The organism is Mesorhizobium sp. CNPSo 4688 (assembly GCF_057784295.1).
The window spans coordinates 210,223-223,568 of record NZ_JBWLUY010000003.1; the positions used below are offsets into that span (position 1 = coordinate 210,223).

The following is a 13,346-nucleotide window of genomic DNA, read 5'->3' on the forward strand; positions in this document are numbered from 1 at the left end:
GGAACGGCAAGACATACTGGACCAAGACCTGCCCTGCCCCTATTGCCGCTTGTATTCCCTGACCGGCGACTTGGTGCCGTCGGTGTAGGTGACCTGCACCGCCATCGACGTCACGCTGTCGGCGACCTTGAAGTAGGGCTGATAGTCATAAGGGATGGCGTAGGGGTCCTTCTTGTCGCAAGGCGGCAGCTTGATCTCCTTGTCGAGCGCGGTGCCGTTCAGGCTGTAGCGCACCTCCTTGATGCCGCAACGGTATGACAGCATCTGCGAGAAATAGACCAGGCCGTGATTGCCGCTGGCGTCGAAGGCGATCCACGAGGTCCAGAACTGGTCGAGGATCTGCTTGTTGCCCTGCTGGAGTGCGGCTTCCGGATCGAAACTTATGTTGAACGGCCCGGTCTCGCGGCCCCTGAGATCGAGATATTTTACCCCGATGATGGTGGCCGCGGTGCTGTCGGGCAATTCGAAGCTCGGATTGGGCATCGGCTTGCCGGTGCGCTGGTCGTTCATCGCCATCAGCCCGGTGTCGGTGAACGGACCTGTTTCACCCAGGCGCCAGGAAATGCCGGTCGCCGCCTCGGGCAGCGAGATGGAAATTGTCCAGCCGGCATTGGAGCGCATCGGCGTCAGCGACGGGGCAAAACGGGCGGGGTCGAGCACGTCGCCAAGGGCCGTCAGCCGGCTGCGGCTGTGGTCGAGCCAATCGGCGAGCTCCCTCTGGTCGACGAAATATTTGAGCAACCCGCCATCCTTTTCGTAGGAGACGAACTTGGTCAGCGCCTCGGCCTCGCTGCGCTTGTCGGACAGTGACTGGACGCCGAGACGATCCTCGGAAAACTCCTGCGCCAAGAGGTAGTAGGCCGGTGCGAAATCCGGATTGGCCGCGATGAAGGCGTTGAGCTTGTCGAGACGCTGGGCATCGTCGAACTGCAAGATGTGGACCAGCTTTATCGACAGCGCCTTGGCCTTGTCGGCTAGCTGGCCGAACACTTCGCGGGCGCCCGCCTTGCCGTCCTGCACGCGCAGCAGCGTGGCAAAGCGGGTGTAGGGATCGACGGCGTCGACGTCGAAGCCGGCGAAGGCGAGATAGGAGCGGCGCGCATTGAGCATATCGCCGGACAGCTCGTAGACGCGGGCATTGTGGTAGAATTCGTCCGGCCGCTTCGGTTCGGCAATCGCTCCGCCTTGCGCCGCGAGTGCGGCAAAGCCCTTGGCGATGGTGTCGATGGAGGCAGCGATCTGTTCGGTGGTCGCCTGCAGCTTGTCGGCCTGCTCGGCCTGCTTCTGCTGGCCGGCGGCGAGCGTTTCGGTGGTCTGCTTGACCTGATCGACGGTCTTTTGCGTCTGCGCGCCCTGCTCGGTCTGCTGCTGCTGATTGGAGGCGATCTCTTCGGTCTTTTTCGCCACCGCGTCGGTCGACTGCTTGACCTGGTCGACCGTCTGCTTCGTCTGCGTGACCGTCTGCTCGATCCTGGCCACCCGGGCCGAGACGATGCCCATCTGCTGCTGCAGCTGGGCTATGGCCGGCACCAGGCCGGCGATGATCCCGTTCTGCGAATTGGTCTGCTGCTGCAGGCCATAGACGCCGCCGGCGACGGCGGCAGCGCTGGTGGCGAAGATCAGCGCCGGCAGCGCCTTGGCGGCCAGCACCAGCCTGAGCACGATGGCGATGGCGATGATGGCGGCGGCGACCGAGGCGACCAGCGCGATATAGGCAGCGAACGGCGCCAGCGGATTGAGAATGTCGGAGGCCGCTCCGCCGATGAAGGCGACGCTGCCGGCCCATTTGCCGGTGCGGCTGAGCGAAGCCCTGATAAGAGATGGCGCAGCCGCGCCGATGTCACCGGTCGTCATGTCAAACCCCCAAAGCAATTGCCGCGCGCAGTGTAGCAGCGCAACCCCGCCGGCAAAACAGGACAGGAAACAGGCGATTTCGGGGCGGGATGAACGCGAGGAAAACCAGGCTTCGCCGTTAACCAAATGGACGCGGCATTCGGGTTAGGCTAGGTTCCGGCCCTCTCAGCAACGCCGGACTTGCCTTGCCCGATTTCCACTTCCCCTCCCTCGCCCAAAGATTTGTCGCAGCCATCCTGCTGCTCGTCTTCGTTGCCGGCTGCAGCACCACAGCACCGCCCGACAGCGTGCTGGCGGTACCAGCGCCGCAGGAGAAATATGCGGCCATCGTCGTCGATGCCGGCACAGGCAAGACCCTGTTCGAGGTCAGTTCGACGGCGCAGCGCTATCCAGCATCGCTGACCAAGATGATGACGCTCTATCTGCTGTTCGAGGCGTTGGAGTCCGGCCGCATCAGCAAGGAAACGCAGATCCCGGTTTCCGACAATGCGGCCCGGCAGCCGCCGACCAAGCTGCGCTTCAGGCGCGGCGAGAGCATCGATGTCGATTCGGCGATCCGGGCGATCGTGGTCAAATCGGCCAATGACGTGGCGGTGGCGGTGGGCGAATATCTTGGCGGCTCGGAAGACCAGTTCGCCGCCATGATGACATCGAAGGCGCGCCAGATCGGCATGAGCAGCACCGTCTTCCGCAACGCATCCGGCCTGCCCGACGCCGGCCAGCACACGACGGCGCGCGACATGGCGACGCTCGGCATGGCGCTGCGCGCCCGCTTCCCGCAACAGTTCCACTATTTCTCCGAAAGCGATTTCATGTTCCGTGGGCGGCTTGTGCGCGGCCATAACGACATGCTGGGACGGGTGCGCGGCGTCGACGGCATCAAGACCGGCTATATCAGGGCCTCCGGCTACAATATCGTTACCTCTTACAATGCCGACGGCCGCAAGCTGGTCGTGGTGGTGATGGGCGCCGACAGCGCCAGGCAGCGCAACGACCATGTCGAAGCGCTGATCCAGCGCAGCCTGTCGCCAGCGATGGCCGATACCAAGACGCGGCTGATGTTTGCAGGAGGCCAGCCGGCCGCGTCGCCGCTTCCCGGCCTGCCGCCACCTGGCTCGTCGCTTCCTGGTCTGCCTGGTTTGCAGCCGCAGTAGCGTGTCGTCGCGGTGGAGAAACCCTGAGACGCCGGCGGGACAGCACCCCCCTCTGGCCTGCCGGCCATCTCCCCCTCAAGTGGGGAGATTAGCAGCTTCGGCGTCTCGCCTTCTTTTCGTGGTTGGCGAAAGCCATTGTGACATCTGATCTCCCCCCTTGAGGGGGAGATGTCCGGCAGGACAGAGGGGGGTCGTGAAGGATCGCTGCCTGTCTCTGCTCGCCCCTACCGCACCACCAGAACCGGGATCTCCGTCAGCGACACGACTTCCGCGGTCTGGCTGCCCAGCACCAGCCTGCCCAGTCCGCGGCGGCCATGCGAGGCCATGACGATGAGGTCGCAGGCCTCGGAGCGGGAGACGTCGAGGATGGCCTCTGCCGGCGTCCTGTTCTCGATGTGCAGGGTCTTTGCAGGCACGCCGAGCGCGTCGGCCCGGGCCTTGCACTTGTCCAGCACCTCACGGCCGAATTTGCGGGCGTTTTCCTCGTAATTGACCAGCTCTTCGCCGGCGACATAGCCAGCCATGGCGCCGCCCCATGCCAGCGCCGGGAACGGCTCGGAGACGTTGACGAAGGTGACAGCGGCGCCGAGGCCCTTGGCCAGTTCGAGGCCGTGGGCGACGCCCTTGGCAGCGAGTTCCGAACCGTCGGTGGCGATCAGGACATGTTTGTACATGACGACAACCCCTGTTGCGGGGCGATCCAATGCCCCTGATGGCAGCAGCCCGACCCCGGCGCTCCATGCGACATCGTCAGGACTGATCTGGATATAAGCGCCCGGCCCGGCGCACCACAGGGCCATGATGAGGCCAGCCGGCGATGACCATGGCGCCAGCCGGCGCGCGCGCTGGCGACCCAGTCATCACAAGCGCTTGCACAGACCGCCAATCTTCACCGCAACAGTGGCTATGCCGCGCCGGCTTGACGTAACGTGACCGACAGCGCGACAGCAGGAGCCGGCATCATGAGCACCGTCCCAAAACCATCCGAGCAGGCCGACAGCGAAAACGACAGCGGCGGCGAGTATTTCGAGGCGCCGCCCGCCCACGAAGCCGAGCTGGTTGCCGACGAGGCGCTCGAAGCGCCCGAGGTGCCGGACTCCGAACCCACCGGTCATGGCCGCCTGAAGCCGAAGCGAAAACCGTCGGCGATATCAGGTAAAAAGTTCCGCAAGCGCGACCTGGTGCGCATCGACGATCTCAGGCCGAGCCTTGCCGACCGCATCCGCTCCGACCATCCCGACCTGCCGCGCGGCGCCCGCATCAGCCGCGAGGAGCTCGGCCGCTACCGCATGCGCTACATGGAGGAGTTGCTGCAGCAGGAGCATGGCGAATTCTCTGAGCTCGACCGCCAGGTGGTCGAATCGATCGCCAGGCAGGACACGATTTCGGAAAACTCGGAAGAGGAGTTCGAGGAGCACAGGTCGTTCGCCGACCGCGTCTCCGACAATATGGCGGCCTTCGGCGGCAGCTGGTGGTTCCTGATCTCGTTCGCCAGCGTGCTGCTGGTCTGGATCGGCATCAACCTGCTCGAGGGCTTGCAGAGCGCCTTCGACCCCTACCCGTTCATCCTGCTCAACCTGCTGCTCTCCTGCATCGCCGCCATCCAGGCGCCGATCATCATGATGAGCCAGAGACGGACGGAGGCCAAGGACCGCCTGCGCTCCTTCAACGACTACCGGGTGAACCTGAAAGCCGAGCTGGAAGTGCGCCACCTGCACGAAAAGCTCGACTACCTGATCTCGCGCCAATGGACGCGGCTGGCCGAAATGCAGCAGATGCAGCTGGATGCCATGCACGAGCTGACGGGGGCGAAGAAGGCGAAGCGGACGCCAGGCAGGGTGCGCAGGCGGGTGGCGAAGGTGGAGGCGGCGGGGTGAGGTCCGCGCAGCGAACGAAAAGCCAATTGCCTGGGTTTTCGAATGACGAGCGGTGAAAGCGCCGCCTTCGGGCGGAGGTCTCGCGGACCTTTTGAAGGGCGCCGGAAGGGCTGGGAACTTGCGATGGGCGCTCGCGGTCGATTGCCCGGTGAGGGCAATTGTGCTATTGTTTCGGAGATAGTGCTGATTTGCGCCCAGGACCCGCCGCCGAGGCGGGTTTTTCGTTTTCCGGCTTGCGGACCTTCCGGCCTCTCGAAACCATCGGTTGGATCCTGAGAGGACTGGAACCTGTGACCTTTGGCTGAAGAGGCAGTCCAATTGCCCGTTGAAGCCCGGCGCGGCTTCCGCTAAGAAGCCGTGGCTGGCCGGCCTATCGGCTGGTTCGTTTTCAGGTTCCCTGAAGGCACCCGTAGCTCAGCTGGATAGAGCGCTGCCCTCCGAAGGCAGAGGTCACAGGTTCGAATCCTGTCGGGTGCGCCAACCCTCCACCTCGCAGGTGACGCGCCTCGTGCGCGAGCCTACCGGGACTAAAGCCAGCCTGCCGCTTCGAAAAAGCCTGATACCTCATCCAGCCCGTGGGCGATCGCGTCCGGCTGGTAGTCGGGCGGCGGGCGGCGGCCGGTGCCGCGGTCGACCCATACGGCGCGGAATTTGAGATCGCGCGCGGCGGCCAGGTCGAGATGCGGGCTGGCGCAGATGTGCACCAGCTCGTCCCTGGTCACGCCAAGGGTTCGCCAGGCATGTTCGAAAATCTGCCGCGACGGCTTGTAGGCCTGCGCCTGCTCGGCGGTGATGACCCGGTCGATCGAGCCGCCGAGCTGCGCGACGTTGCCGGCGATGATGGCGTCATCGGTGTTGGAAATGATCGCCAACCTGAAGCCGGCATCCTTTAGCCGGCGCAGCGTTGCGACCACTTCAAGAAAAGGCGGCATCTTGCCGATCGAGGAGGTCAGCAGTTCCGCGTCATCGGCCGCGGCTTCCAGCGAGAAATCGTGCAGCGCCAGCCGCAAGGCCTTTGCGGTGACGTCGGCGAAGGAGAGATGCGGTCTGGCTTGCTCGAGCTCGTGCTCGTGCCGGTCATAGACGGGGATGAAGCTTTCCGCTTCGATCTTGCGGCCCTTGCGTGCGAGGATCGTTTCCATCGCCGCCATCAGGCCTTCGTCCCACTGGATCAGCGTTCCGTAGCAATCGAATGTCAGCCAGGTCGGGCGCGGCCCGGTCAATGCCATTTGGAGAAACCTCGGGGAAAGTTGGCTGGACACTGGCAGCGATTTCAGTCATTTGAAAATTAAATGTTGCGATAGGATCAAGTGGGAATTCGAATGGAGCTGGATCTCGATCTGTTGCGCAGCTTCGTCGCCGTGGTCGAAACCGGCGGTTTTACGCGTGCGGCGGAGCGCGTTCACCTGACGCAATCGACCATCAGCCAGCAGATCAAGCGACTGGAGGACAGCGTCGGCCACAGCCTGCTGGTGCGCGAGCGCGCGCCGGGCGGCGTGCAGGTTACCGAAGAGGGCGAAGTGCTGCTCGGCTACGCGCGCCGGCTGCTGTCGATCTCGGCCGAGGCGGAAGCGGCCTTGCGGCAGCCCGCGGCGCCGAAGACGGTGCGGCTCGGCGTGCCGGAAGATTTTGCCGGCCGGCGGCTGATCGACCTGCTGTCGGGATTTTCCAGGGCGTCGCCGCACCTGCGGCTCGACACCGTCAGCGGCTGGAGTTTCGAGCTGCGGCGCCTGCTCGACAATGGCGAGATCGATCTGGCGCTGATCAAGCGCGAACCTGGCGACGCGCCTTGCCTGGGGCGCTGGGAGGAGAAGCTCGCCTGGGTAGCCGGCCCGTCCGGTGCGCTCGACGCCGACCCCGTGCCGCTCGCCATGTTTCCGCAAGGCTGCATCTACCGGCAAAGGGCGACGCGCGCGATCGAGGCGACGGGGCGGATGTGGCGCATCGCCTATACAAGCCAGGGGCTGATCGGCGTGCAGGCGGCGGTGGCATCAGGGCTGGGCATCAGCCTGCTGCCGGTGGATGCGGTGCTTCCCGAGCACCGCCTGCTGAGCGCCGACGACGGTTTTGCGGAACAGCCGCCATCCGAGCTTGCGCTGATCGCGCTATCACATCGCCTGGAGGCGCCGGCACGCGAGCTGGCCGAGTTTCTGGTGGCAAACATCGGTTGCATTCTGCACGGCTCTATCGTCCGGCCGAAGGAAGCGCGGCGCCCGGTTGCGGCCGTGCGCTGACGGTTGCGCAGTCACCCGGAATTAAAACCCGAACAGCTCCTTGCGCAGGGCGTCTTCGTATTTCGCCTTCAGGTCGAGGACCTTGTCGCGCACCTCGTCTTCCTTGAAATGCGCTGCTTCCCATGTGTCGACCTCGGCGACCGAATGGTTGACGGAGGCCAGCTCCGCTTCCTGCCTGATCGCTTCTATCCATTCTTCCACCGCGGCCTTGTAGGCGTTCTGGAGCTGATCGAGATCTTCGGCTGGCATGGCACACTCCCTGTTCAGGCCTTCCATTTCTAGGTCAGCCGGATGAACAGACTAAGACAGCCAGCAGGCCACGGGGCGAGGCGTTAACCACCCTTTGTGTCGGCCAAATTGCCCCTATGGCCTTTTGTATCAGCCGCTCTATCTGGCTGATGTTAGCCTTATCCTCTGATGGAGGTTTTGATGGATCGGCGATCATTCTTGACAGCATTGTTCGGCGTTGCGGGGGCCGCGGCGCTTGCTACTACGGTTCGGCCGCTCGAGGCTATGGCCGGGGTTCCCAATGTCGGTAACGGCATTCTCGATGAGCTCGACAAGCAGGATGCCAGTGCTTTCGATGACGACGACGGCCCGGGCGATGTCGAGCAGATCTACCATCGGCGATGGCACCGTCGCCACCACAGGCGGCGCGTCTGGAGACGGCATTGCCGCAGGTTCTGGCGCTATGGCCGGTGGCACAGGCGCTGCTATCGCAGGCGCTCCTATGTCATCTTGCGGTTCTAGCCGCAGTTTGATCCCGGGGTTTGGATAATCCTTCTCTGGGGCACAGATACGGCACGTGCCCATCCCGATTTGCATCGGGATGAGCACGTCAGGCTTGACCAGCCACCGCCGCCACGGAGTCTCGCTCGACCAGCGGGCATTCGAGCTTGGTGATGGGATAGCGGCCGCGGCCGGGAGGCGGCGGCACTTCGAGTTGCTCGATCGCCCACTGGCCCATCGCCATGTGCGGCAGGATCGACGTCGTCAGCGGCGGGAACAGATGGCGGGCGATTTCCTCGTCGTCATAGCCGACCACCGAAATGTCCTGCGGAATGTGCAGGCCCGCCTCCTTCAGCGCTTCGTAACAGCCGATGGCCGTGCGGTCGTTCTGGCAGAAGATGGCGGTCGGGCGGTCTTTGAGCGCCAAGAGCTTGACGGTCGCGGCATAGCCCGCACTTGCCGACCAGTCGCCTTCGACCACCAGCTCCGGATCGAACGGGATATCGGCGGTGGCGAGCGCCCTTCTATAGCCCTTCAGCCGGTCCTGCGCAGCCTGCATCCACGGCTCGCCGGTGATGGTGGCGATGCGGCGGTGGCCGTGGCCGATCAGATGCCGGGTCGAGCTCTGGCCGCCGGCGATCTCGGAAGGCACCACGGCCGGGAAGGCATAGTCGGACGTGTAGCAGTTGAGCAGGATGACCGGGATATCGAGGCCGTAAAGGAAGTCGGGCGCCGTGATCTCGCGGGTGAAGATGGTCATGTAGATCAGCGCCGAGATGCCGCGCTTGGTGAGGGCCGCAATGGCGCGCGGCTCCATGACAGCGTCGCCCATGGTCTGCGCCACAAGCAAGACATTGCCGGCATTCCACGACGCCTGGCGCGCGCCCTCGATGGCGACGACGGCTTCCGGACTGGTCGCCAGCTGGTCGACGGCGAAACCGATGACGCCATCAAGCCCCTCGAAAGCGGGAACCGGTTTGCGCAGCGCCGAGAAGGCGGGTGCGGTGTAGCCGAGCGCGCGCGCGGCATCGATTACCCGCTCGCGCGTCTGCTGCGACAGCCTGATGCCGGGCGAATTGTTGAGCACGAAGGAGACGGTCGCCTGCGAGCAGCCGGCAGCCCTTGCAATATCCGTCATGGTGACACGACCGCCTTTGGTGGCTCTCGCCGGCGCCTTGCGCCGCTTCGCCGTGTCGCTGGCCGGATCCCTCGTCTCGCTCATGGCATTCGTGTCCCCAATCCCCAGCCTGTCTAGCGGCGGCCTGTCGGGCCGACAAGATGGTGCGGCGCCGTCAACTAATGGAAATGGTCGAAGGCGTTTATGATTATTAGCAGCTTTGAAGTTCCTCCGCCATGCCGCTCCGTACTCGTGAAACTCATGGGTTGCAAGGCATCCACTTGGGTGCAGCTGATGCGACACGCGCTCGGCAAACTAGCCCCAGGGCCACCGCCAAGCCTTGGCACGAGACCCTCAACTAATACTGTTTACTAATACAAAAATGCGCTGTAACGTCAATCGGTCGCGCCCAGCTCGTTTATGGCTAGCGTGGCAGAAAGTGCAGTGAACAACCTGATGGTGAGCGGAGATTGCCTCGGCAAGCTCTGTCTCGGACATGTGATATGTCCGACAAATCAGACTATTTACGAGCATGGGATGAGTCTCTAAAGTCCGTGATCGCGACTGGAACGACGCCATTCTTTCAGTGCCGGGAACCCTGAGGAGGAGGGCGTCCAAATCGCAAGCGGCAATTCAGTGAATGCAAGATCGGTTCAGTCCGACGACTGAGCCAAAACGGGAGGTTGAACATGAAATCCTTGATACGACATGCATCCGTAGCCACGGCGGCCCTGCTGCTTGGCCTGACGGCGACAGCCATTGCGCGCGCCGACGACAAGCCGACGCTGGCCTTCGTCGTCAACGGCGCGTCCGACTTCTGGAAGGCGGCAGAAGCCGGCGTCAAGAAGGCGCAGGGCGAGCTGCCCGACTACAATCTCGAACTCAAATATCCCGAGCAGTCGTCGGTCGCCATCCAGCAACGGCTGATGGACGATCTGGTGACCGCCGGCGTCAAGGCCATCATGGTCTCGGCCGTCGACCCCAAGACCTCGACCGACGGGCTGAACAAGATCGCCTCTCAAACGGCGCTTTTCACCACAGACTCTGACGCCCCGCAGACCAAGCGCGTCGCCTATATCGGCTCGTCCAATGTCGATGCCGGCAAGCAGGCCGCCGAGATCGCCAAGAAGGCGATGCCGGACGGCGGCAAGTGCCTAGGCTTCGTCGGCCTGCTCGGCGCCGACAATGCCAAGGAACGCATCCAGGGCATGAAGGACGGCTTGGCCGGCACTAAGATCGAACTCGTCGACGTGCGCGGCGACGATATCGACCAGGCGCGCGCCAAGAAGAATGTCGAGGACGCGCTGGTCGCCAGCCCCGACATCACCTGCATGGTCGGCTTCTACTCCTACAACACGCCGCGCATCTATGAAGCGCTGCGCGATGCCGGCAAGCTCGGCTCGATCACCGTCGTCGGTTTCGATGACGATCCGATCACGCTGGGCGGCGTCAAGGAAGGCACGGTGGCGGCGACCGTCGTGCAGCAGCCCTTCGAATGGGCCTATCAGGGCATGAAGCTGATGGCCGCCTATCTCAAGGGCGACAAATCCGGCATTCCGGAGGGCGGCCTGATCATCATCCCGACCAAGATCATCGGCAAAGACGATGTCGACGCCTATGCGGCCAATCTGAAGGCGATGTCCGGAAACTGAGGCCACGAGCAGTTACGCCGGCTCAAGGCTTGCCTTGGGCCGGCGATCGTGTTGACGGGCGGGCGAAGGCCCGTCAGTCTGCTGAAGGGGCTATTTTGGCCCAGCGGCTGCTGTCAGGCTTGATGAACTATTCCGACACATCCATTGCAGCGACTACTCCGTTCCTCGGCCTCGAGAACGTGCGCAAGACCTATCCAGGCGTTGTCGCGCTGGATGGCTTTTCCATGGAGGTCCGGCCGGGCGAGGTGATCGGCCTTGTCGGCGAAAACGGCGCCGGCAAATCGACCTTGATGAAGATCCTCGGCGGCGTCACCAGGCCGGACAGCGGCACCATCACCGTCGACGGCGTCGCGCATGACGGGCTTAGCGTCGAAGCCAGCCTGGGGTCGGGCATCGCCTTCGTCCACCAGGAACTCAACCTGTTCGAAAACCTCGACGTCGCCGCCAACATCTTCTTTGGCCGCGAGCCGCTACGCGGCGGGCCGCTGAGACTGGTCGACCGGGCGAAGTTGCGCGAAATGGTGGCGCCGCTGTTGAAGCGCGTCGGCGCCAATTTCTCCGCCGATACGCCGGTTGCCGACCTGTCGCTGGCGCAGCAGCAGATGGTCGAGATAGCCAAGGCGCTTTCGATCAAGGCGCGGCTGGTCATCCTCGACGAGCCGACATCGAGCCTGCCGATCGCCGAAACCGACAAGCTGCTGGACGTCATCAAGGCACTGAAGGCCGATGGTATCAGCGTCATCTTCATTTCGCACCGCCTGCATGAGATCGAGCGTGTCGCCGACCGCGTCGTGGTGTTGCGCGACGGCATGCTGGCCGGCACCTTGCCGAAGAGCGCCATCAACCACGACCAGATGGTCAAGCTGATGATCGGCCGCATGCTGAAGGAGCGCGAGAAAGCCTCCGAAGCGGCGCGGGCACCGGGCGCAACGGCGCTGTCGGCCAAAGCTGTACGCACCCCCGCCTACCCTGCCCGGTCGGTCGATCTCGATGTCAGGCGTGGCGAAATCCTCGGCCTTGCCGGCCTTGTCGGCTCCGGCCGGACCGAACTGGCGCGGGTGTTCTTCGGCATCGACAGCACGCTTGGCGGCGCGCTCGAACTCGACGGCAAGCCGCTTGTGCTGGGCTCGGCGGCCGATGCCGTCGCGCACGGCATTTTTCTCGTCCCGGAAGACCGCAAGCTGACCGGGATACTGCTCGATTTGTCGATCGCGCAAAACATTTCGCTGCCCAATCTGCCGGCCCATGCGAAGCGCCAGCTGGTGTCGGCAAGTGCGGAGACCGTCACCGCCGAGAAGCAGAAGAAGGATCTCGACATCAAGGCGCCCTCGGTGCAGACGCGCACCGGCACGCTGTCGGGCGGCAACCAGCAGAAGGTGGTGCTGGGCAAATGGCTGGCGATGAACCCGAAGGTGATGATCCTCGACGAGCCGACGCGCGGCATCGACATTGGCGCCAAGGCCGAGATTTACGGGCTGATGCGGGCGCTGGCCGATGCCGGCGTCGCCGTGCTGATGATTTCCAGCGACATGGAAGAGGTGATCGGCGTGTCTGACCGCATCGCCGTCATGCATGAGGGCCAGATCTCGGGCATTCTCGACAAGGAACACTTCAGCCAGGAGAACGTGCTTCTGCTGGCTGTCGGCAAGAAGCCAAAATAGCATTTTGCTTTGTCGCAGGTTCTGGTCGCAAAACCGCGGAACACTTTTGCGGAACCTGTTTTGGGGGAGAAAAACGATGAGCAAGAAAGATCTCGGCCTGCTGATCCTGATCCTGGTGGTCGGAGCGGTGGTGGCGATCATCAACCCTCGCTTCCTGCTGCCGATCAACCTTGCCAATACCTCGAACCTGATCGGCCTGTTCGGCATCCTGTCGATCGGCCAGGCCTTCGTCATCATCACCGGCGGCATCGAATTGTCGGTCGGCTCGGTGGTTGCGCTGCTCGGTACGCTGTTCATCGACTTCATCGCCGTACGTGGTCTGGGATGGCCGATAGCGCTGCCGTTGATCCTGGTGCTCGGCGCCATCATCGGGCTGGTGCATGGCTGGCTGATCACCCGGCTCAAACTGCAGCCCTTCGTGGTGACGCTCTGCGGCCTGCTGATCTATCGCGGCGTGGCGCGCTTCTACACCGCCGATGGCACCGCGGGCTTCGGCTTCGGGCAGAATTTTCCGGAGCTCGAATTCCTGACGGCGGGCCGATCCTGGGGCGTACCGAACAGCTTCATTGCGCTCATCGTCATTGCCATCGTGATGTGGGTGGTGCTGCACCGCTCGGTGTTCGGCCGCTATCTCTATGCCATCGGCAAGAACGAGGAAGCGGCCAAATATTCGGGCATCCGCACCGGCCGTGTCGTCATGGCCGCCTATGTCATCTGCGGCGTGTTGACGGCGCTGTCGGCGATCTATTTCGCCATGTACACGCGCTCTATCTCGCCGGCCAGCCATGGCCAGTTCTATGAACTCTACGCCATCGCCGCGGCAGTGCTCGGCGGCTTCTCGCTGCGCGGCGGCGAAGGCTCGCTGGTCGGCGTCATCCTCGGCACCGTGCTGCTGCAGGAGTTGCAGAACCTGGTCAACCTGCTCGGCATCCCGTCTTCGCTCAACTTCGCGGTGATGGGCGGCGTGATCCTCATCGGCGTGCTGGTCGACCAGCAATGGGGCGTGTTCCGGGCAAGACGGCTGATGCTCGACGCCAGCCGCAAGGGCGCCGTGGCGGCGGAGTAGCG

General features: G+C 63.8%; 12 protein-coding genes and 1 tRNA gene. 8 read left to right on the forward strand and 5 right to left on the reverse strand.

Annotated features, from left to right (window positions below; genetic code table 11):
• Positions 1-39: 39 nt before the first annotated feature.
• Complete coding sequence (locus tag AC04SH_RS06615; protein WP_488574418.1) at positions 40-1,854, reverse strand: methyl-accepting chemotaxis protein; 1,815 nt, start codon at positions 1,852-1,854, stop codon at positions 40-42.
• A 185-nt stretch (positions 1,855-2,039) separates the two neighbouring features.
• Between AC04SH_RS06615 and AC04SH_RS06620 the strand changes: the two genes are divergently transcribed.
• Entirely contained in the window at positions 2,040-3,008 is a 969-nt protein-coding gene (locus AC04SH_RS06620; protein ID WP_488574419.1) for a D-alanyl-D-alanine carboxypeptidase family protein, read from the forward strand.
• A 224-nt stretch (positions 3,009-3,232) separates the two neighbouring features.
• Here the strand turns inward: AC04SH_RS06620 and AC04SH_RS06625 are convergent, their stop codons facing one another.
• Positions 3,233-3,682, reverse strand: coding sequence for a universal stress protein (locus AC04SH_RS06625; protein WP_488574420.1), 450 nt, complete (start codon positions 3,680-3,682; stop codon positions 3,233-3,235).
• A 288-nt stretch (positions 3,683-3,970) separates the two neighbouring features.
• On the opposite strand from AC04SH_RS06625, the gene AC04SH_RS06630 reads away from it, so the two are divergent.
• Together AC04SH_RS06630 and AC04SH_RS06635 are read left to right on the forward strand one after the other, a co-directional pair.
• Positions 3,971-4,885, forward strand: coding sequence for a DUF1003 domain-containing protein (locus tag AC04SH_RS06630; RefSeq protein ID WP_488574421.1), 915 nt, complete (start codon positions 3,971-3,973; stop codon positions 4,883-4,885).
• 403 nt (positions 4,886-5,288) lie between these two features.
• Positions 5,289-5,365 (forward strand) — tRNA-Arg (locus tag AC04SH_RS06635).
• A gap of 47 nt (positions 5,366-5,412) precedes the next feature.
• Here the strand turns inward: AC04SH_RS06635 and AC04SH_RS06640 are convergent.
• On the reverse strand, positions 5,413-6,114 hold the full coding sequence (locus tag AC04SH_RS06640) for a haloacid dehalogenase type II (protein ID WP_488574422.1): 702 nt from the start codon (positions 6,112-6,114) through the stop codon (positions 5,413-5,415).
• Positions 6,115-6,201: 87 nt separating this feature from the next.
• On the opposite strand from AC04SH_RS06640, the gene AC04SH_RS06645 reads away from it, so the two are divergent.
• Positions 6,202-7,119, forward strand: coding sequence for a LysR substrate-binding domain-containing protein (locus AC04SH_RS06645; RefSeq protein ID WP_488574626.1), 918 nt, complete (start codon positions 6,202-6,204; stop codon positions 7,117-7,119).
• Positions 7,120-7,140: 21 nt separating this feature from the next.
• On the opposite strand, the gene AC04SH_RS06650 is transcribed toward AC04SH_RS06645, so the two are convergent.
• The gene (locus tag AC04SH_RS06650; protein ID WP_488574423.1) at positions 7,141-7,368 is read right to left on the reverse strand and encodes a hypothetical protein; all 228 of its coding nucleotides are present in this window, start codon (positions 7,366-7,368) and stop codon (positions 7,141-7,143) included.
• A gap of 180 nt (positions 7,369-7,548) precedes the next feature.
• On the opposite strand from AC04SH_RS06650, the gene AC04SH_RS06655 reads away from it, so the two are divergent.
• Positions 7,549-7,869: a twin-arginine translocation signal domain-containing protein gene (locus AC04SH_RS06655; protein ID WP_488574424.1), complete on the forward strand. Its 321-nt coding sequence runs from the start codon at positions 7,549-7,551 to the stop codon at positions 7,867-7,869.
• Positions 7,870-7,957: 88 nt separating this feature from the next.
• On the opposite strand, the gene AC04SH_RS06660 is transcribed toward AC04SH_RS06655, so the two are convergent.
• Complete coding sequence (locus AC04SH_RS06660; RefSeq protein WP_488574425.1) at positions 7,958-9,070, reverse strand: LacI family DNA-binding transcriptional regulator; 1,113 nt, start codon at positions 9,068-9,070, stop codon at positions 7,958-7,960.
• A gap of 584 nt (positions 9,071-9,654) precedes the next feature.
• On the opposite strand from AC04SH_RS06660, the gene AC04SH_RS06665 reads away from it, so the two are divergent.
• The 3 genes from AC04SH_RS06665 to AC04SH_RS06675 all read left to right on the forward strand — a co-directional run bounded on the left by AC04SH_RS06665 (position 9,655) and on the right by AC04SH_RS06675 (position 13,344).
• A complete protein-coding gene (locus tag AC04SH_RS06665; protein WP_477232125.1) occupies positions 9,655-10,617 on the forward strand; it encodes a sugar-binding protein in 963 nt (320 codons plus the stop codon).
• A gap of 122 nt (positions 10,618-10,739) precedes the next feature.
• On the forward strand, positions 10,740-12,278 hold the full coding sequence (locus AC04SH_RS06670) for a sugar ABC transporter ATP-binding protein (protein WP_488574627.1): 1,539 nt from the start codon (positions 10,740-10,742) through the stop codon (positions 12,276-12,278).
• Between the two features lie 76 nt (positions 12,279-12,354).
• Positions 12,355-13,344, forward strand: coding sequence for an ABC transporter permease (locus tag AC04SH_RS06675; RefSeq protein ID WP_477232126.1), 990 nt, complete (start codon positions 12,355-12,357; stop codon positions 13,342-13,344).
• Positions 13,345-13,346: the final 2 nt, after the last annotated feature.